Consider the following 20,123-nt stretch of genomic DNA (forward strand, 5'->3'; position numbering starts at 1 on the left):
TGATGTCCCCGCATGCACGCCACACTGAACAGGCCGAAACCCGCGCACGACGTCCGGCAGGACCGGATTTGTAGAATGGATTATCCATGAGCCACACCTCCTCCCCCGTTTCCCCCGTGTCTACGCCCAACTCCATACCGCCAACGGCCGCCTCTGCCACTACATCTGCCGCCATCGAATGGGCTGACACCCAGCGCCAGAGCGCCTTTAACGCCTGGCTGGCCGAAGTGGCCGCTGCCCACCAGTTGCGCCCGGAAACCGTCCGTCTGGCCTCGGCCGACGCCAGTTTCCGCCGTTATTTCCGCGTCGACACCGTGGGTGGCGCCAGCCGCATCATCATGGACGCCCCGCCGGACAAGGAAAACAGCGAACCCTTTGTGCGCATTGCCGCGCTGATGGGCCAAGCCGGCCTGCGCGTGCCCGAAGTGCTGACCTGGGACGCCCCGCAAGGCTTCATGCTGCTGACCGACCTGGGCAGCGACACCATGATGGCACGCATCGACGCGCAAAACCCCACGGCCAACCAGCCGATGTATCTGCAAGCCGTGGACAGCCTGCTGCGCCTGCAACAAGCCTCCAAGCCCGGCGTGCTGCCCGAATACAACGAGGCCCTGCTGCAGCGCGAGCTGAGCCTGTTTCCCGACTGGTATCTCACGCAACACCGTGGCGTGGTGCTCGACAACGACATGTTGAACACCCTCTCCACCGTGTTCAGCAAGCTGGTGGCGCACAACCTGGCCGCGCCGCAGGTCTATGTGCACCGCGACTTCATGCCGCGCAACCTGATGGCCGGCACGGCCGACCATCCCGACCTGGGCGTGCTCGACTTCCAGGACGCGGTCTACGGCCCCATCACCTACGACATTGCCAGCCTGATGCGCGACGCCTTCCTCACCTGGGACGAAGACTTTGTGCTCGACATCACCGTGCGCTACTGGCAGCAAGCCAAGAAGCTCGGCCTGGTGGGTGCGGCCAGCGCCAGCGGCTGGGGCGACGACTTCGGCGCCTTCTACCAAGGCGTGGAGTGGATGGGCCTGCAACGCCACCTCAAAGTCGCCGGCATCTTTGCGCGCCTGACCTTGCGCGACGGCAAACCCAAATACCTGGCCGATACGCCACGCTTCATCCATTACATCCGCAGCACCGCCGGCCGCTACCGCGACCTGATCCCGCTGATGCGCCTGGTGGACAAGATTGAAGGCACCACACCCGTCACCGGTTTCGCCTACGGGCGGATGTAAGCAAAATTGGCTTTCTACGCATACACAGCAAGCGCAGAAAGCTTCTCTTTCAATAGCAAAAATGCCCCGTTTTTACTGTCCCGCCCCGCTGGCCACGGACGCCACGCTCGACCTGCCACCCGGCGCCGCGCGCCACGTGCAGGTGCTGCGGCTGCAGCCCGGCGACACCATCACGCTGTTCAACAGCTGCTTTGGCGCGCCTGCAGAGTTGGCACATCAGGCGACGGGCGACAGCTTTGAGGCCACCATCGAGCGCATGGGCCGCAGCGACGTGGTGGTGCGCGTGGGCGCCCGCCAACCTGCCACCCACGCCCCGCTACGCCCGGTGCACCTGGCCGTGGGCATGCCCGCCAACGACCGCATGGACTGGCTGGTCGAAAAAGCCACCGAACTCGGCGTCGCCAGCATCCAACCCTTGCTCACCGAGCGCAGCGTGCTGCGCCTGAGCGGTGAACGTGCCGAGAAAAAGATCAACCACTGGCGCGGCGTTGCCATCGCCGCCTGTGAACAGTCGGGCCACAACCTGGTGCCGCCGGTGTTCGACATGGGCACGCTAAGCGACTGGCTCAAGGCACAACCGGCCACGTCGACAACCACTCGCGGCCTGCTCTCGCTGCGCCCCGGCACGCAACGCCTGGGTGAACTGGTGGCACCGCTGGCTGATAACGCCCCCGTCCTGTTTTTAAGCGGCCCCGAAGGCGGCCTGAGCGCAGCCGAAGAAGAACTCGCCATCAGCCGAGGCTTTGCGCCCGTCACCCTGGGCGCCCAAGTCTTGCGCTCTGAAACCGCGCCGCTGGCCGCTCTGGCCCGGCTGCTTTGTTAAAGACCCACTCCGACATGAATCTGCATGATCTAGACGGGCCCCAAGGAAACGACGGGCCCGCCGAAGCGATTTCCGTCGCCGACGCCAGCCTGGCGAGCTACTTTCGCGACACCGAAGACGTGGCCGAATTCCCCTCGGCCTGGCGCATCGAGCAACAGGGCCCGCTGTTCACCGCGCTGCAGGGGCTGTTCCACGGCCCCGCCGGCCTGGTGCGCCTGCGTGTGTGGGTGTTCATGGAGCTGCTGGCGCAAGACGCACAAAGCCTGAGCCGCGAGCAACTCGACACGCTGTTCTACGCCGTGCGTCCCGAAGCGTTGGAAACCGTGTTCAAGCGATTCCGCGACACCCAACTGCTGCTGTGGGACGAAACCCAGCGCCGCTACAGCCTCACGCCGCTGGCGCAGCAGTTGTCGCAAATCCTCGCGCCGTTGGCACGCGAACCCCAAGACGATGACGATGAACTCGCCGGTCTGCTGGGCCAGGTGCTGGGCGCCGAACAGTTGGGCACGCTAGAGGCCGGCCAGGTGCGCATGCTGCAAGCTCAGTTAGGCCGGCTGCACGATGCGTTTTCTGATGCCATCGCCAGCGGCTCCGAGTTCCGCCTGCGCGAAGCGCGCAAACGCTACGACCGCGCGGCCGCGTTGATCGACAAGGCCTCCACCGCCATCACCACACTCATCAGCAACGCCCACGGCCACCTGGCGCTCGAAAAAGCCGCGCGCACCTTGGGCCAGGCCCAATCGCGCCTGCTCGCCATGGCCAGCCAGTTCAACCGTGCGCTGCAACAGGTTGACCGGCAACGGGTCACGCTGGGCACCACCGGCATCACCAGCACCGATGTGAAACGTTGGCTGCAAACGGTGCCCAAGCCGCACACCTTGCTGGACGACGCGCTCGCCCAAGCCACCGCCACGTCGATGCTGCTGCAGCACGAACTGCTCGACGTGGCTGAGGCCGAGTTTGAACGCGACCGCCCCAAAGCCCTGGCGCCCGATGAATTGCCCAGCTCGCAAGTCGCCCCCGAGGGTAACCTCCACGCCGTGGCCTTGCCGCTGGAATTGGGCGCGCTGTCCAGCATCCTCGCCAGTTGGGATCTCGCCGCCGAACAAGCCAGCCAAGCCGCCGATGCCGACAGTCCCGCCGTGCTGTCTTACGACGTGGCCGACGCCTTGTTGGGCGACCTGCCCGAGACCGCACGCTACGCCCAAATCGCCTACAAAGCGCAGTTGCTGCCACTGCTGGGCGACGCCCAGGCCACGCAATTACAAGGCGCCACCGGCGACCTGGCGCGCCAACCCTGGCGCGTGGTGTGGAACGCCAAACAGCGCCGCATCAAACACCCCGCGCTGGAAAAAATCAGCACCGGCCAACTGGTCTCGCTGCGCACACCTACCGCACCTGAAGCTACGCCAGAAGCAGCGCCTGCCACAACCGATGCCAGCGCAACCCCAACACCTTCTGAGCAGAAAGAAAACTAAATCATGGACGACGCCGCGCTGCTCATCGCCGAACTCCTCACGCGCCGCTTCCTGCCGCGCACCCACCCGCGTGTGAAACGCGCCCTGGTCAACGCCGAACTGTTTGCCCAAGTGGAGCAACGCCTGGCCGACGTGGGCCTGCGCTGGATGGACAACATCTACGCCGACCACGTCAGCGTGGCCCTGCTGCCCGCCGCGCAAAACCCTATCCTGGGCGAGGCCGGCATCAACGCCAACAACAACATGGAGCTGCCGCGCGATGGCGTGGCGCTGCTGGTGGTGTTGTGGGCGCTGATCATCCTGCCCAAACGCGAACGCCAGACCAGCCGTGTCGAGCCCGACGTACCGCAAAACGAAATGTTCGCCGGCAGCAAACCCATGCCCGCCGTGCGCGACGTGAGCCCCGTGCTGTCGTACAAAGCGCTGCTGGAAGACTACGGCCCGCAGCTTGGCAAAAAGACCCGGCTCGACGTCAACCTGAAGCTGCTGGAGCGGCAAAACTTCATCGTGCGCAAACTCGACGACATCGCCGAAGGCCCGCTGCTCGACGTCTTGCTCGACTACGACATCCTGGCCCCGCGCATCCTCGACGGCGCGCTGGCCGACGTGCTGCTGCGCGAACGCGCCGAGGCACCACCAGAAGCTCCCGCTCCTGAAACCCCATCCGAATCCGATACAGCCCCAACGACCTAAGCCATGTTCCACCTGCAAAGCCTAGAACTCGTCCACTGGGACTACTGCCAACGCGTCAGCCTGCCGCTCGACGCCTCCATCATCACCATCGCCGGCCCCAACGGCTCGGGCAAGACCACGCTGCTCGACGCCATGCGCACGCTGCTCGGCCTCAAGTGCTCGGCGCCGCGCGACTACAAAACCTACGCGCGCCACGCCGGCGCCAACGTCGCCTGGCTGCGTGCCGTGGTCGACAACCGCGCGCAAAACCGCCAGACCTCCAGCCGCCCGTTCGCCAAACAATTGATGTACAGCGACCAGGTCACGCTGGCTTGCCGCATCGAGCGCAACGGCGGCGACTGGCAGCGCCGCTACCTGGTGGTGGAGGGCGATGCCAGCATCGAACAACTGCGCGACACGCCCGACAAAGACCTCGGCCTGATGGGCGTGGAGGCCTGGGGCCGCGTGCTCGCCGGGGCAGGTTTGTCGCCGGCCATCTGCAAGGTGTTGTCGCTGGAGCAGGGCCAGACCGACCGCCTGTGCGAGTTCAGCCCACGCGAACTGCTGCGCCTGATCTTCGACGTGTTTGGCGACCAGGACGTGCTCAACGACTACGACACCGCACGCCAGCACCAGCAGCAACTGGCTCGCGAAATGGGCCAGGCCGAGCACGAGCTGGACCACAGCAAGGCTCAACTGGCCGAACTGCAAAGCCGCGTGGCCAACTTCAAAAGCTGGCAGCACAAAGTGCAGGAGCAAGAGCGCCTGTCCACCGAAGTGGTGCCGGTGTTGGAATGGCACGACCAACGCCAAGGCCTGCTGAAACGCAGCCTGGAACAACGCCGCCAGCGCCAGCATGCCGCCAGCCACAAGGCCGAGCGCGCTGCGCAAACTGCACAACTGCTGGCCCTGCTCAACGCCCGCACCCAGGCCGACACAGAGAGCACGCAACTGCTGCAAGAGCGCGATGCCGCCGCTATCCAACGCGACACCACCCGCGACCTGGAGCGCCCGCTCGAAGCCCTGGCCAAACGCGAAGCCGAACTGCTGGCCCTGGTCGACAAAGAGAGCGACGCCGAAGCGCTGACCGCACACCTCGACAAGCTACGCACGCAAGAATCTGCGCTACAGCAAAAGCATAGCGCGCTACTGCAAAAGCGCGAGCTGGCTGCAGCTTCACATGCTGCGCTGGAAGGCCAAAACACCCCACCCATTCCGGAAGACGCCCGCCGCCTGCGCCAGCGCCTGCAAGGCAAAAACATCGCCCACCGTTTCCTGGCCGAAGTGGTGGAAGTGCGCGACGAACACTGGCGCGCCGCCATCGAAGGTGTGCTGCGCGCCTCGCGCTGGACGGTGCTGCTGGAAGACGCGGGCGACGTCGACGCCGCCGACACCATCGCCAGCGCCGACCGCTACCGCCACTACATCACCGCGCCCGGCGACACGGCGCCAGCGGGCGACGCCAACAGCCTGCTGGCCCACATCCGCTTCGACGCCAAAGTGCCACGCTGGCTGATCCAGCAACTGCAAAACCTGCGCTGTGTGGACAGCCCCGCCTCCGGCCGAAAAACCAGCGGCAGTTGGATCACGCCGCAGGCCTACAGTTTCGACGGGCGTGGCGCACGCTCGATGTGGGTCGAGCCACGCGACCACCAATTCGGCGCCGCTGCTCTCATCGCCCGACGCGAAGCCGTGGAGCGCGACCTGCGCAGCCTGGACGCGGCACTAGGCCCGTTGGGCCAAGAGCTGCGTGAAATTCGTGTGCAAATCAAGGACTGCCAACAGTCCCTGGCCGGCCACAGCGCCGCCCAGGAATTGGGCCAGCGCAACGACGAATTCAGCGCCGCAAAGCTTGCCCTGCCCGCCGCCAAACAAGCGCGCATTGCGGCGGCCCAACACTGGCAAACGCTGGACACCGCCTACACCGCCGCCAAAGCGCGCCACCAAGAGGCAGACACCCAATACCGCCAGTTGGAACACAGCCAGCGCAGCAAAAACCAAGAGATCGACCGCCTCACGCTGGACCTGGCCACACGCCGTGGGCAACACCGCGCCGATGTGGATGCCTCGGGTCTGCAGCGACAAAAATTCCCGGCCCACTGGTTGCGGCCCGAGAAGGTGCAAGACCTGGTGCGCCAATACCTGAACGCCACCCAGGCACGTCTGCGCCTGCAGTCGGTGCACGACGAGCTGCAACTCGACACCTGGGAAAAAGACGCCACCGTGGAAGAACGCTTCCGCCGCATGGAAACCACCGTGCGCGAACAAGGCTACAACCTCGACGACCACAAAGCGAAGAACGCGCAGGCCGCGATTGCCGTGATGAACGCGCGCGAGAGCTACATCGAAGTGCTGCGCAGCACCGTGCGCCGCTACCGCAAGAACATCCAGGAGTTGGGTTTGCTGGCGGGTGTCGACGTCAACGCCGAGCTGCCGTTGCTGGAGAACGAAGACACCGTGCTGGCCCAGGCCGGCCTGAAGGTGCACTTCAACTTCGACGGCAAGGGCAGCATCGGCCTGAACGACGGCGAAGCCTCGGGCGGCCAACAGGTGATCAAGTCGCTGATCCTGCTGGTGGGCTTGCTGAAAGACGAAGAAAGCGCCTCAGGCGGCTTCGTCTTCATCGACGAACCCTTTGCCCATCTGGACGTGCGCAACATCCAACTGGTGGGCCACTTCCTGCGCTCCACCCAGGCGCAATACGTGCTGACCACGCCGATCACGCACAACCTGGAAGTGTTCGAGCCCGCCGAGATCACGCTCATCACCAGCAAGAAACCCAAAGACTCACGCTGGGCACCACCGATTGCGGTAGCCAAGCGGCGCGGGCCGGTGGAGTTGAAGGCGGCGTAAGACTCATCCCAAACTCATCCCAAGCGTATGGCTCTGCAAACCATTTCCACAGGTAGAAATCGCCGCTCAAGGCAAACCGCAGAGCCATTTTCGAATGTGCCGGCTTTGCCAAATGCACAAGCCGAGGTACTGAAGCGATGGTTGAAGTCACATGCCAATGAACGCACTTGGCAGTCGCTGTTGGAAAAGGCTGGTAGAGACCATCTCGACACGGCACATGCACTACTGCAAAACTTGCTTGAAACGGGAGTCGTTCAGGTCAAGCAAATTTTTAAAAATGCGCAGTGGTGGGACGATCGCGTAGTTTGGCGCGATCTACCCCGTCTACAAAGCGCATTCGGCGTGCAGTCTGCAGACGAACGCTCTAGTGAACGGCAGGAACTGAAGCAACAGTTTCGAGCACTGACAGCCGAAGCTCCGTGGGCAACGTCAGCGGCAGAAAGTTGCACGGAAACCGAATTGCCTCTCGCCACCTTGCGCAGCCGCCATGAACTGTTGCGCGGCCTTTGCCTCTGGGAAACCGAGCAGCGCTTTGGAGTACGTCAAGACTTTTCACTCTTTGCACGGCCACATACCAAAGCCATCAGCAAAGCTGAATGGGACTGGCTGGAAGCCAACCTCTCGCTAGAAGACTTACGGATCGCACGGTTTCAGCCGGTACTTTGGCTTGGCGGTGCATTAGGCCTGCAAGGCCCCAAAGGCCAGACAGATGTGGGCATGCTGGGCTTTGTTTGCCTACCGGCGAAAAGCTTTACGTCACCGCTTGCTGTGACCCGTGCCCCTACTCACTACTGGCTACTAGAAAATCGCGCAAGCTTTGAGCGCAACGCCATCAACGCCGCGCCGTCAACTTGCGTTATCTGGCTTCCCGGCCGCCCCTCGCAAGATTGGCTCACGGCGATGGGCTGGCTTCTAGACCAAGCGCCGGCACCTGCTGAAATCAGCTGTGACCCCGACCCGGCAGGCATTGAAATCGCACTCACCGCTGGTGAGTTATGGAGACAACGAGGCTTGCCTCGGCAGAGCGAAAACATGGCTCCGGTGCATTGGCAGAACGCAAAAACCACACCACTGAATCTTTACGACCAACAAACCCTAGAGCGCTTGAAGCTGCGCAGCGATCTGCCTGCCGACCTGAAGATGTTGTGCGAATTTCTCTCCAATCAAAACTGCAAAGCCGAGCAGGAAGGCTGGCTCTGACAACGGCATAAGATCCCGACATGAACCGCAACCTATGGCTCCTGGCGCTCTGCCAGGGACTCTTTCTCACCAACAACGTCACGTTCATTGCCATCAACGGGCTGGTGGGTTTGAGCCTGGCACCCCGCGGGTGGATGGCCACCTTGCCGGTGATGGGCTACGTGGTGGGTGGCGCACTGAGCACTGGCTTGGTGGCGCGTACCCAGGCGCGTTGGGGCCGCAAGGCTTCGTTTCAAATGGGCTTGGTGGTGGCGGTCGTGTCGGCATTGTTATGCCTGCTGGCCGTCCATATCGGCAGCTTCTGGCTGCTGTGCACGGCCACCGTGGTGGCGGGCTATTACAACGCCAATGCCGGGCTGTACCGCTTTGCCGCCGGGGAGTTAAGCGCACCAGCGGCACGCGAAAAGGCCGTTTCATTGGTGATGGCGGGTGGCCTGCTTGGCGCGGTGGCGGGGCCGAACCTGGCGCATCTCACACGTGACTGGCTGCCGCAGCCTTTTGCGGCAGCCTACCTGGCGTTGGCCGGCATCGGCTTGCTGTCGATGCTGGTGCTCAGTGGTATCCAATTCCCGCCGGTCGCAGCCAAGGCGGCCAGCGCGGGTGCACGTTCGTTGAAAGAGATTGCACGCCAGCCCGTGTTCATCGTCGCAGCACTCACTGGCGCCTTGGGCTATGGGGTGATGAATCTGCTGATGGCCTCCACACCGATTGCCATGCAAGTCTGTGGCTTGCCATTTCGCGATGCGGCCCTGGTGCTCGAATGGCATGTGATTGGCATGTTTGCGCCAGGCTTTTTCACCGGCCATTTGATACGCCGTTTTGGCACACTGCAGGTCATGGCCGTAGGGGTGTTGCTTTACCTCGGCTGCATTGCGGTCGCGTTAGGCGGGCAAGAGCTGCATCAGTTCGGCGTTGCGCTGTTTCTGTTGGGACTGGGCTGGAATTTTGTGTTCACCGGCAGCACCACCTTGTCGATGCAGGCCTACCGGCCTGAAGAACGCGACAAGGCACAGGGCCTGTTGAATTTTCTGGTGTTTGCCACACTGGCACTGAGTTCATTGGCCTCAGGAGTCTTGGTGACCACCCAAGGCTGGAACTGGTTGAACCTGAGTTCGTTGGCTCCGGTGCTGCTGGCAGGCGCCAGCCTGGTGTGGCTGGTGCTGCAGCAGCATCAACTCAAGACTCGGCCGTAAACCCGATCGCCTTGACGATCGGGCCCCAGCGCTCGGTGTCGGCCTTCAGCGTGGTGGCCAGTTCTTCAGGGGTGGACGATTTCACTTCCAGGCCCATGGCGGCCAAGCCGTCAATCGTTTCTTTGTCGGTCAGTGCCTTGCGCACGGCGGCGTTGGCGCGTTGCACCACGTCGGGTGCGGCCTTGCCGGGCAGGTAGAAGCCAAACCATTCGTTGTAGACCAGGCCATTCAGCCCTTGCTCGACCAGCGTGCCGGTGCCGGGCGAGAACTTGCTACGGGTAGCGCCCGAGGTGGCCAATAGCCGCGCCTTGCCGCCGCTCAGGTGCGGCAAGAACTCACCCACAGGCGCTGACACGGCAGCAATCTGCCCGCCCAGCATGTCCAGGATGGCGGGTTGCGATCCACGGAAACCAATGTGGCGCAACTCGACCTTGGCGGAGCGGCCGATCAGCTCGCCCACAAAGTGCGGCACCGAACCTGGGGCGGGGGAACCGAAGTTGGCGTTGGTAGGGTTGGCTTTGCACCACTCCAAAAACTCGGGCACGGTTTTCACCGAGGCGGGCACTTGGGGCCCCACGGCAAAACCCATGTCGAACACCACGCCCATCGACACCGGCGTGAGGTCGGCCACCGGGTCGTAAGGCAGCTTTTTGTAGGTGTGCGGGTAGATGCCCAGCATCGACATCGGTGTGACCAGCAGCGTGGCGCCGTCGGGGGCCGAGGTCTTTAGCAGCGAGATGGCGATCTGGCCACCGGCGCCGGTGCGCGTGTCGACCACCGCCGACCTGGCGTAGCCACCAGCCAGTTGGGTGGCGACGCGGCGGGCCAGGGTGTCGACCGTACCACCAGCGGCAAAGCCGGTGAGGATTTTGGCGTTGTCGATGCTCTGGGCACGGCCCAGCAGTGGCAGGCTGGTGGCAGCCGTTGCAGCAGCAAGCTGCAGCAGGGAACGACGTTGAATATGAAGGCTAGGGGCCATGGTTTTGTCTCCTGTATTTTGGTCAGTGGCGAAAGCAAAACGTTATATATAAAAACGTTTAAGGCGTTATTTTGCCCCCAGCCGCGGCCCGGTAGTTGGCTTTGAAATGCTCCGGAACCCGCTCATCAAAACCAAAGGCCACGCGCCGCACTTCGGGGCTGTCGTTCGGCTGGTGGCCCACACCCAAGGCCGAAGCGCGCGGTGCGGGAATCGCCACCACCGTGCCGCTCAAACGCCCCAGACCGGTGATCTCGCACTCGACCACATCACCCGGGTCCACCGAGCGCGAGTGGCACGGCGTGCCCATCAAGATCACATCACCCGGCACCAACGTGATGTGGCGCGCGATGTCGGCAATCACGTAGTGCGGGCCCCAGATGGTCTCGTCGCCGATGTGCGCTTCTTGCACCACCAGGCCGTTGCGGTAGGTGCGCAAGGTTTGCGCGAACAGGTTGACGCCGCGCACGATGCCGGGGCCGATGGGCAGCAAGGTGTCCGCCCCTTTCACGCGCAGCATGCTGCCTTGGTCGGTGTCGCGGTAGTTTTGCAGGCCCATGTCGAGGGCCGGGCAAAAGCCTTCGATGTAGTCCCAGGCTTCATCGGGCAACACGTTGCGGCAGGTCTTGCCAATGACCACGGCGTATTCGCCTTCGTAGTTCAGGTACAGGCTGTCGGCCGGCTTCAAGATTTCGCAACCGTGGCCGTTGAGCGAGGTGGGCGGCTTGGTGAAGTAGGTGGGTGTTTCGCTCGGCTTGGGCGCGTTGCGTGTCTCGAAGCTGCGCGAGCTGTAGGAGATGTGCACGGCGATGATCTTGCTGGGGGTGACGGGTGGCAAGTGCTGCACATCGGCTGGATCAACCACGCGCGCGTCATCTAACCGCAATTGGCCTTGCTGCGGGCCGTCTTCGATGATGGTGCCCCAGGCAACGCTACCGCCCACCAGCACACGGCGGCGCTCGACACGCGGGCCATGCATCACGGCTGGCAATGCTTGGATCGGAAATTCAAAGTTCATACAGACTCCGCGTCAAACCACATGTGGATGTTGCCTGTGCCACGGGCGTTCTCATAGGCAGACAAGGCCTCACCTTTGGCGCGGCAAGCTGCGCCCCCCATGGCGCCCACCATCTGCAAGTAATGCGCGCCAAAAGCCTCCCACGGCTTCTTGCGGTAGTCGTCGTCCCAGCGCTCCAACACCGTGTCGTGCCGACCTTGTTTGAAGAGTTCAATCGCGGCTTTGTCGCTGGCGATGTTTTCCGGGCGCGAGACGTTGCTCTCGTGAAAGATGCGCGGGTGGTTCGGCTTCCAGTCGATGGCGTTGAACTTGTGGCTCAACGCGCCCGAGGCCAGTAACACCACGCGTAAACCACTGCTGCGCACCGCCTCGGCAATCGCCTCGCCCGACTGCACAAAGTGCGGCCAATCGCAGTTCTGGCAGGAGCTGACGGTAACCACCGGCACGTCGGCCAGCTCCAGCCGCAACTGCTTCACCAGGTTGATGGTGGCGTATTGCTTGCCCAGTGCCGGGTTGTTGATGACGCGGTTGTAGCCGCCGCGTGCACGCGAGGCTTCTTCAATGGCCAGCGCCAGCGCCGGGTGGCCACGGTAGGCGTAGGGCACACCGTGCAAATACCAAGGCATTTCTTCCGAGATGTAGGTGCCCTCGTAGCGCGCGGCGCCGTCCACCAGGTGGTAGCCGGTGGTGAACCAGTGGCTGTCGAAGATGATGATGACGTCGGGCTTTGCGGCCGTGATCTTGGCGCGCAACCGCGCGTAGCCGGGGATCAAGTCCGAGTCTTCGCCCGCGCCCATGAGGCGGCGAAACTCTTCACATTGCATCAGGCCGGGGTGGTGCGAGACGAGGGCGCCGCCGACGATGCGGCCTTGGGGGTTTGTCATGGTTGCTCCTTGTTTTATAGCTATCTGCGCTTTCTCCATAAGCGCCAGCAGCCTCTTTTTCTTAAGACCTTTTAGCGGTGACTGAAGCTCGCCCTGAAGGGCTTTTTCGGCACCACCACGTCCTTCACATCACAAAAGAATTCAAAGCTCCAATCGCCGCCTTCGCGCCCCACACCCGAGCGTTTGATGCCGCCAAACGGCGCCGCCAAATCGCGGATGCCAAAGCTGTTGACCCAGATGAAACCCGTGCGCACCTGCTCGGCCACGGCGGTGGCGTGCGCGGTGTCGCCGTAGACCACGCCCCCCAAACCGTAGTCGGTGCCGTTGGCCAGGGCGATGGCCTCGGCATCGTCTGCAAAGGTTTGCAGCGTGAGCACCGGGCCGAAGACTTCGTTTTGCACGATCTCGCTGTTCTGCTGCAGGTGGGTGAGCATGGTGGGCGCGTAGTACTGCGCGCCAAACGGGTGCTGTGCGCCGCCCCACAGCAGTTGGGCGCCAGCGGCCACAGCGCGCTGCACAAAGCCCTGCACACGTTCGACCTGGCGCGGGTGGATGATGGGGCCGACCTCGGTGGCCTCATCTCGCGGGTCTCCCACGTTAAGCTTTTCCACATAGCCGCGCATGGCCGCCACAAAGGCATCACGCACCTTGTGGTGCACGAGGAAACGCGTGCCCGCCAAACAGACCTGGCCGGCGTTGCGATACATCAGCGCGCCGGTAGCGGCGGCGTTGTCGAGGTCGGCATCTTCCAGCACGATGAACGGCGACTTGCCGCCCAGCTCCAGGCTGCAGGGCACGAGGTTGGCGCCCGCCGCCTGCGCGATCCACTTGGCCGTCGGCACCGAGCCGGTGAACGAGATGCGCGCCAAGCGCGGGTCGCTCACCAGCTTGGCACCCGTGCCCGCACCGCTGCCTTGCACGATGTTGAACACGCCCGGCGGCAGCCCGGCGGCGTGCGCGCAATCGGCCAGCAGGCTGCTGGTGAGCGGCGCCCATTCGGGCGGCTTGACGATGACGGTGTTGCCGGCCGCCAGCGCCGGGCCGAGCTTCCACGTGGCCAGCATCAGCGGCGAATTCCACGGCGTGATGATGACCACCACACCGGCTGGATCGTGCCGCACCAGGTGTGTGGCCTGGTCGGTTTCGATGGGGCGGTCTTGCAGCGTCAGCGCGTGCTCAGCAAACCAGGTGAGGTTGAGCATGGCGCGCGGCACCACGCCGTGTTTCATGCGCGACAACAAAATGCCGGCGTCGTTGGATTCGACCTGGCAAAAGGCTTCAGCGCGTTTGCCTATCTCTGCGGCGAAGCGGTCGAGATAAGGTTTGCGCTCGGCCGCCGTGAGCGCGGCCCAGGCGGGGAAGGCGGCTTGTGCGGCTCGAATGGCGGCGTCCACATGCTCCGCCGTGCCTTCGCTGATGCGGCCCAGCAGGCTTTGGTCGATGGGGCAGTGCAGGTCGAACAACACCTTGGAGGCGACGCGCTCGCCGTTGATGTAGTGGTGCGGCGAAACAGGAAAACCTGCAACGTGAAGTTGGTCTGTGCTCAAAGGGATGTCTCCAATCATTTTTCGACCGGAGTGTGCGCGGCCCTTTGCTGTGCAACAAACGATAAATTTTGGTGTACTGTGAAGACTTGCTTATCAATCAGCCAGAACCCACATTTCGCCATGTCACTCCCCCGGTTCACCTCGCGCCAGCTCGAAGCCTTCGAAGCCGTGGCCGAAATGCGCAGCTTCACCGACGCCGCCGACCGCCTGGCGCTCAGCCCCTCGGCCGTGAGCCAATTGATCAACGAGCTGGAATCCACACTCGACTTCAAACTGTTTGACCGCAGCACACGGCGGGTGGAAATCTCCAGTGCCGGGCGCGAGTTTTTGGCATCGGCCGACTCAGTGTTGAAGCACCTGCGCCTGGCGCAGTCGGCCGCTGAAGACGTGCGCAACCGGGCCGCCGGCATCGTGCGCATTGCAGCGCCCCTGGTGGTGGCCAGCGTGATCTTGCCGCCGGTGATCAAGGCCTACGGCAGCACCCGGCCCAAGGTGCGTGTGCACATCCGCGACGTGCCGGTAGACCGGCTGGTGGACGCCGTGGCCAGCGGCGACGCCGACCTGGCCATGGGCCCCGACCGCGCCGTGGGCGACGATGTGGAGCGCATCGCGCTGTTCAACAGCCCATGGGTGATGTGGTGTGCCCCCAGCCATCCGCTAGCCAAAAAACGCAGCGTGACCTGGGCCGAGTTGCGCGCCCACCCGCTGGTGGCCGCCGGCCGCGACCACGAACGCAGCGTGGCGCAAATGCACGAAGCGCTGCCCGGCAACGAACGCATCACGCCGATTGACGTGGTGGACAACATCTCCACCGCCTTGGGCATGGCGGCCGCCGACCTGGCCGCCACCTTGTCACCCGCCTATGTGGAGGCGCTGGCCAAACCGCTCGGCCTGGTAAAGCGCAGCATCACCGACCCCGAGGTGATGCGCCAAGTGTGTTTGTACCGGGCCACACGCCGTGCCAGCGCACCGGCGGCGGAGGGGTTTGCGGAGTACTTGGCGGCGCACTTCACGGCGATTCAAACGGCTATCAAAAGCCCCGCCGCCGCACGCTCAAACAAACCGAAACGCAATGGCGCCTAGCGGGCCATAGTCGGCGTGGAAGGTGTCGCCCGCCGCGCCTGCCACGGGCCGTGTGAACGAGCCGCCCAGCACCACTTCGCCAGCGGCCAAGCCTTCATCGTGCGGGGCGAGCTTGTTGGCCAGCCAGGCCACGCCGTTGGCCGGGTGGTTGAGCACCGCTGCCGCCAAGCCGCTTTCTTCGATGACACCATTTTTGTAGAGCAACGCGCCGCTCCAGCGCAAGTCGACCGCATCGGGCTTGACCGGGCGGCCACCGAGCACGATGCCGGCGTTGGCCGCGTTGTCGGCAATGGTGTCGAGCACTTTGCGTGGGGCCTTGGTCACGCGGTCGAGTTGTTCGATGCGCGCGTCGATGATCTCGATGGCGGGCACCACGTAGTCGGTGGCGGCCAGCACGTCGAAGATGGTCACGCCTGGACCGCGCAAAGGTTTGCCGAGGATGAAGGCCAGCTCCACCTCGACACGCGGCAGGATGAAGCGTTGCAGCGGGATGTCGGCGCCCTCGGGAAATAGCATGTCGTCGGTCAGCGCGCCGTAGTCGGGTTCGGTGATCTGCGACGAGATTTGCATCGCGCGCGAGGTCAGGCCGATTTTGTGGCCGAGGATTTTGCGGCCCTCACTCAGCTTGATTTGCACCCAGGCGCGTTGGATGGCGTAGCTGTCGGCCATCTCCATCGCCGGGTAACGTATGGAGAAATGCTCTACCTGCACGCGTGTTTTTTCGGCCTGGTGCAGCTCGCGCGCCAGCGCCTGGTGTTGGTCGGGGGTCAGCATACCGGTCTCCTGGTTTTAGATTTCGGCCGAGTGTGCAATCCACTGCCCGCCACTACAAGCGATAGATATTGGTGAACTGCTTAGCGGCTCTTCACAATGGGGCACTAAATCACGATCATGGGTGCGTGTGCACAGGGTTACAAAATGAGCCGTTCACCCAGCCAAGGCCCGCCCATAATGCGCAGCCCGCCCGGTTACCAGATACCAGGGCTCTGTGTTTCGCTGGTGCTACGCCAGCCACCTTTTAGGAAGCATCATCATGGGTTTACTCGATTCCGTACTCGGCGCCGTCATGAACAACGGGCAATCGCCTAATCAAGGTCAAGCTGGCGCGGCCGCTGGCCTGGGCGGCTTGGGGGGTTTGCTGGGCGTGCTCGCCAGCAACCCACAACTCATCCAGGTGGTCACCAGCATGCTGGCCAACAACGGCAGCCAAGGTGGCCTGGGCGGTTTGATGGAGAAGTTCCAGCAAGCCGGCATGGGCGACGTGATCGGCTCGTGGGTGGGCAGTGGTCAAAACCACGCCATCTCGGGCGACCAACTCGGCCAAGTGCTGGGGCAAGATACTTTGTCGAACATTGCCGCCCAACTGGGCATGCAACCTGGCGAAGCCGCAGGCCAACTGTCGCAAGTGCTGCCAGGGCTGATCGACAAGCTCACGCCACAAGGTGCAGCGCCAGCGCAAGGTTTGGGTGAGCACCAAGACCTGTTTGGCATGCTGGGCGGACTGCTACAGCAAAAGTAGCACCTTGCGCTTAGCCAAACTGCCTGAAAGGGCGATTTGGCTTCAAAACACAAAAGCCGGTTTGCACCACGCAAACCGGCTTTTTGCTTGGGGTGTTGAAGCTTAAACGGTAGCTTCGGCGGGCACCGTACCTTGGGCCATGCGGCTCATGACGTGAGCCACAGCAGCGGTGAGTTTCTTGGCGTAGGGCACGTGCAGGAATTCGTTGGGGCCATGGGCGTTGCTCTTGGGGCCCAACACACCACACACCATCATCTGCGCCTTGGGAAAGCCCTTGGACAACATGTTCATCAGCGGAATGGTGCCACCCTGGCCGATGTAACCGCAGCCCGCGCCAAAGTGCGCTTGCGAGGCTTCTTGCAGCGCTTGCTCGAACCACGGTGCGGTGCTGGGGGCGTTCCAACCGGTGGCGGCGCCTTGGGCTTCAAAGGTGACCTTGGCTTGGTAGGGTGCGTTGTCTTCCAGCAGGGCTTTGAGTTGCTGCACGGCGCCTTCGGCCTCCACCAGCGGGGGCAGGCGCAGGCTGAGCTTGAAGGCGGTGTAGGGGCGCAGCACGTTGCCGGCGTTCTTGATTTCCGAGAAACCATCGGCGCCGGTCACACTCAGCGTGGGTGTCCAGGTGCGGTTCAGCAGGGCTTGCACCGGCTCGGTGGTGGTGGGCAGCGCAAAGGTGGTGCTGCCGCCGCAGTCGTAATGCGCCCACGGAAAGCGCTTGTAGATTTCATCACCCAGGATGGCTGCGGTGGCTTTGGCTTGGGCCAGGCGGTCGGCCGGCACTTCGCAGTGAAAGCTGGCGGGCAGCAGGCGGCCGGTGGCGCTGTCTTCCAGGCGGTCAAGCACCTGGCGCATGATGCGAAAGCTCGACGGCACCAGGCCGCTGGCGTCGCCCGAGTGCACACCTTCGGTCAAGATTTCGACCTTCAGCACACCGCTGGCCATGCCGCGCAGGCTGCTGGTGAGCCACAGTTGGTCGTAGTTGCCGGCGCCTGAATCGAGGCAGATCACCAGCGCCACATCGCCCAGGCGCGTGCGCAGTGCGTCCACATAGGGCAGCAGGTCGTATGAGCCACTTTCTTCGCAGGTTTCGATCAGGCCGACGATGCGCGGGTGGGGCACGTTTTGCGCCTTCAGCGCCTGGATGGCGGTGATGGACGCGTAGACCGCATAACCATCATCGGCGCCGCCACGGCCAAACAGTTTGCCGTCTTCGTACTTGGGCGTCCACGGGCCCAGGTCGTTGCGCCAGCCGGTGAACTCGGGTTGTTTGTCGAGGTGGCCGTACATCAGCACGGTCTCGGTGGTTTGGCTTTGGTGCGCGGCCACTTCGAAGAACAGCACCGGGGTCCGGCCTTCGATGCGCACGATCTCCAGCTTCAGCCCTTCGACCTTTTGCGCCTCGACCCACGTGGCGGCGTTGCGCAGCACGGTTTCTAGGTAGCCGTTGGCTGCCCAGTCCTTGTCGAACATCGGGGACTTGGATGGCACCTCGATGTAGCGCGTGAGCTCAGGAACGAGCACGTCGTCCCATTGGCGGGTGACTTGGCTGAGCGCCTGTTCGGCGTTCAGGCCAGAGGCGGGTAGATTGGGAACACGGGCATTCATGTGGGGGCTCCTCTAGGGCTGCTGGGGCGAATCCCACCAGTCTAGACCAAGGCCCCTACAAAACCAATGCCGGGGATATTGCCTCAGCGCTGTAGTCGGTAAACCTCGGTTGCCGTACCGCCAAACACGCGCGCTTGATGCTCCTGCGGCACCCAACTGCGCGCCAACGCCAGCCAGCGCGCGTAATCGCCCGCCAGCTCCAGCACCGGCCAGTCGCTGCCCCACAGGCAACGCTCGGGGCCAAAGGTGTCGAGCACCCATTGGCCGTAGCGTTGCAGCACTGCGCCGTCGCCGTGGGCGTCCGCAGGCGCGGCTTCGGTCCACAGGCCGGAGAGTTTGCACACCGCGCGGGTGTCGCGTGCGATCTGCGCCAGGCCGTCAGCCCAGGGCTGCCATTGGCCCTGCGCGATGTCCGGTTTGGCGCCATGGTCGATAACGATGCGCAGGTTGGGGTGGCGCTTGGCGAGCTGCACGATGCGCGGCAAATGCACGGGCTTGACCAGTGCATCGAACACCAGCCCGCAAGCGGCCATGGTCTCCAGCGCGGGCGCCAAGGCGGGCTGCAAAATCCAGTCGGGGTCGGCAATGTCTTGCAGCATCGGCCGCAAGCCTTTGAGCTTGGGGGCCGAGAGCGATAACGCGGCGATGCGTGCCGACGCCGTGGGCGCCAGCAAGTCCAGCCAGCCCACCACACCCAACACATCGGGAGCGTTGCGCGCCTGGTCAAGCAAAAACAGCGTTTCAGCTTCTGTCGGCGCGGCTTGCACCACCACACCGCCAGAGATGCCGCAGGGGCGGCTCTCGGCGCGCCAGTGGTCGATGTTCACATCGCGGTAGATGGGCGCCAGCGCGGGTGTGAGCCAGCCGTAGTCGCCACGGTCAAGCTGCCAAAGATGGAAGTGGGCGTCGATCATGTGGAAGCTTATACAGGCGTGGGCGCGTGGTCGGGAATCAAATGTTGTTGGCGCAGCGCCTGCCAGAACGCGGCCGGAATGGGGTGACCCATCATGGCGACAGCATCGTCCCAATGCGCCACGGTTTGCGGGCCAGCAATGACGATCTCGACGGCCGGGTGCGCCAGCGGAAACTGCAGCGCGGCGGCGCGCAATGGCACAGCAAATTCGGCACACGCCTTCTCTATGGCTGCGGTGCGCGTGATCCACTCCTGCGCGGCGGGCGCGTAATTGAAGCGTGCCGCCTGGCCACCCGACACCCCCGTCGCCAAGATGCCCGAGTTGTAGGCGCCAGCAAGCGCGATGCGCACGCCGCGCTCGGCACACAGCGGCAACAACTTGTCGAGCCCGCTGTGGTCTAGCAGACTGTAGCGGCCGGCCAGCATCAGCACATCCAGATCCGCTTGGGCCAACACGTCCAGGCACACCTGCACGTCGTTCACTCCCAGGCCAATGTGGCGCACCAGGCCCTCGGCCTGCATGCGGTGCAGCTCGGGCAGCGCCTCGGCCACCACTTGCGCCAGCACTTGGGGGTAGGCGTCGCCGTGGGTCACGCGGTCGCAGTCGTGGATGTAGACCACGTCGAGCCGCGCCAGGCCCAGGCGCTGCAGGCTATCTTCCACACTGCGGCGCATGCCTGCGGCCGAGAAATCCCAGCGCTGCACAAAGGGCAATACGTCGACATAGCTGTTTTGCTCGCGCGGCGCATGTTCATCCGCCACCAGGATGCGGCCCACCTTGGTGGACAGCACAAAGGTTTCGCGCGGCACAGCACGCAAGGCGCGGCCCATGCGGTGTTCGCTCAGGCCATTGCCGTAGTGCGGCGCGGTGTCGAAAGTGGCGCAGCCATCGCGCAGCGCGGCACCCACCAGGGTCTGCGCGGCGGCGTCTGAAATGGCGGTGAAAAGATTGCCCAGCGGCGCGCCGCCCAGGCCCAGCGGCAGCCCACTCAAGGTGGTGCAGAAGCGAGAGTTTTGGGTGTTCATGTGTGCGGCACGTTGCCATGAGAGGGCAGCGTATCGGTTCGGGTTTTCACGGATTTTGGTTCGATTTCTGTAACTTATAGTAGGACTAACATGTC

17 protein-coding genes are annotated in these 20,123 nt (G+C 63.7%); 9 read left to right on the top strand and 8 right to left on the bottom strand.

Annotation, left to right across the window (positions count from 1 at the left end; genetic code table 11):
• The first annotated feature begins 86 nt into the window (after nt 1–86).
• From ACPWMG_RS26950 to ACPWMG_RS26980, 7 genes are all read left to right on the top strand, one after another.
• Entirely contained in the window at nt 87–1,241 is a 1,155-nt protein-coding gene (locus ACPWMG_RS26950; protein ID WP_483302538.1) for an aminoglycoside phosphotransferase family protein, read from the top strand.
• Nucleotides 1,242–1,302: 61 nt separating this feature from the next.
• Nucleotides 1,303–2,064 carry a 16S rRNA (uracil(1498)-N(3))-methyltransferase gene (locus tag ACPWMG_RS26955; RefSeq protein WP_483302539.1) on the top strand — a complete coding sequence of 254 codons (762 nt, stop codon included), beginning with the start codon at nt 1,303–1,305 and terminating at the stop codon, nt 2,062–2,064.
• 14 nt (nt 2,065–2,078) lie between these two features.
• Complete coding sequence (locus ACPWMG_RS26960; protein ID WP_483302540.1) at nt 2,079–3,542, top strand: hypothetical protein; 1,464 nt, start codon at nt 2,079–2,081, stop codon at nt 3,540–3,542.
• 3 nt (nt 3,543–3,545) lie between these two features.
• Nucleotides 3,546–4,235: a hypothetical protein gene (locus ACPWMG_RS26965; RefSeq protein ID WP_483302541.1), complete on the top strand. Its 690-nt coding sequence runs from the start codon at nt 3,546–3,548 to the stop codon at nt 4,233–4,235.
• Between the two features lie 3 nt (nt 4,236–4,238).
• Nucleotides 4,239–7,067: an ATP-binding protein gene (locus ACPWMG_RS26970; RefSeq protein ID WP_483302542.1), complete on the top strand. Its 2,829-nt coding sequence runs from the start codon at nt 4,239–4,241 to the stop codon at nt 7,065–7,067.
• Between the two features lie 27 nt (nt 7,068–7,094).
• Entirely contained in the window at nt 7,095–8,267 is a 1,173-nt protein-coding gene (locus tag ACPWMG_RS26975) for a hypothetical protein (protein ID WP_483302543.1), read from the top strand.
• 20 nt (nt 8,268–8,287) lie between these two features.
• Nucleotides 8,288–9,460, top strand: a complete 1,173-nt coding sequence (locus ACPWMG_RS26980; protein WP_483302544.1) for an MFS transporter — start codon at nt 8,288–8,290, stop codon at nt 9,458–9,460.
• Here ACPWMG_RS26980 and ACPWMG_RS26985 read toward each other — a convergent pair.
• From ACPWMG_RS26985 to ACPWMG_RS27000, 4 genes are all read right to left on the bottom strand, one after another.
• Complete coding sequence (locus ACPWMG_RS26985; RefSeq protein ID WP_483302545.1) at nt 9,444–10,439, bottom strand: Bug family tripartite tricarboxylate transporter substrate binding protein; 996 nt, start codon at nt 10,437–10,439, stop codon at nt 9,444–9,446. The two genes, ACPWMG_RS26980 and ACPWMG_RS26985, sit on opposite strands and share 17 nt — an antisense overlap.
• 58 nt (nt 10,440–10,497) lie before the next feature.
• Entirely contained in the window at nt 10,498–11,454 is a 957-nt protein-coding gene (locus tag ACPWMG_RS26990) for a fumarylacetoacetate hydrolase family protein (protein ID WP_483302546.1), read from the bottom strand.
• Nucleotides 11,451–12,338 carry a DODA-type extradiol aromatic ring-opening family dioxygenase gene (locus tag ACPWMG_RS26995; RefSeq protein WP_483302547.1) on the bottom strand — a complete coding sequence of 296 codons (888 nt, stop codon included), beginning with the start codon at nt 12,336–12,338 and terminating at the stop codon, nt 11,451–11,453. The genes ACPWMG_RS26990 and ACPWMG_RS26995 overlap by 4 nt, the downstream gene beginning before the upstream one ends.
• Nucleotides 12,339–12,409: 71 nt before the next feature.
• Nucleotides 12,410–13,885 (bottom strand): aldehyde dehydrogenase family protein, encoded by a 1,476-nt coding sequence (locus tag ACPWMG_RS27000; RefSeq protein ID WP_483302548.1) that lies wholly within the window; start codon nt 13,883–13,885, stop codon nt 12,410–12,412.
• A gap of 120 nt (nt 13,886–14,005) precedes the next feature.
• On the opposite strand from ACPWMG_RS27000, the gene ACPWMG_RS27005 reads away from it, so the two are divergent.
• On the top strand, nt 14,006–14,968 hold the full coding sequence (locus ACPWMG_RS27005) for a LysR family transcriptional regulator (RefSeq protein WP_483302549.1): 963 nt from the start codon (nt 14,006–14,008) through the stop codon (nt 14,966–14,968).
• Here ACPWMG_RS27005 and hpaH read toward each other — a convergent pair.
• Nucleotides 14,939–15,742 carry a 2-oxo-hept-4-ene-1,7-dioate hydratase gene (hpaH, locus tag ACPWMG_RS27010; RefSeq protein WP_483302550.1) on the bottom strand — a complete coding sequence of 268 codons (804 nt, stop codon included), beginning with the start codon at nt 15,740–15,742 and terminating at the stop codon, nt 14,939–14,941. The genes ACPWMG_RS27005 and hpaH overlap by 30 nt on opposite strands.
• Before the next feature lie 259 nt (nt 15,743–16,001).
• Here hpaH and ACPWMG_RS27015 point away from each other — a divergent pair, with 259 nt between their 5' ends.
• On the top strand, nt 16,002–16,487 hold the full coding sequence (locus ACPWMG_RS27015; protein ID WP_483302551.1) for a YidB family protein: 486 nt from the start codon (nt 16,002–16,004) through the stop codon (nt 16,485–16,487).
• A gap of 102 nt (nt 16,488–16,589) precedes the next feature.
• Here the strand turns inward: ACPWMG_RS27015 and ACPWMG_RS27020 are convergent, their stop codons facing one another.
• The 3 genes from ACPWMG_RS27020 to ACPWMG_RS27030 form a co-directional block, all read right to left on the bottom strand.
• Complete coding sequence (locus ACPWMG_RS27020) at nt 16,590–18,089, bottom strand: M20 family metallopeptidase (protein ID WP_483302552.1); 1,500 nt, start codon at nt 18,087–18,089, stop codon at nt 16,590–16,592.
• An 83-nt stretch (nt 18,090–18,172) separates the two neighbouring features.
• On the bottom strand, nt 18,173–19,003 hold the full coding sequence (locus tag ACPWMG_RS27025) for an amidohydrolase family protein (RefSeq protein WP_483302553.1): 831 nt from the start codon (nt 19,001–19,003) through the stop codon (nt 18,173–18,175).
• Between the two features lie 8 nt (nt 19,004–19,011).
• On the bottom strand, nt 19,012–20,028 hold the full coding sequence (locus tag ACPWMG_RS27030) for an aldo/keto reductase (RefSeq protein ID WP_483302554.1): 1,017 nt from the start codon (nt 20,026–20,028) through the stop codon (nt 19,012–19,014).
• Nucleotides 20,029–20,123: the final 95 nt, after the last annotated feature.

The sequence above is a fragment of the Hydrophilobacter chitinilyticus genome, from assembly GCF_049860745.1.
Taxonomy (GTDB): domain Bacteria; phylum Pseudomonadota; class Gammaproteobacteria; order Burkholderiales; family Burkholderiaceae_C; genus Rhodoferax_B.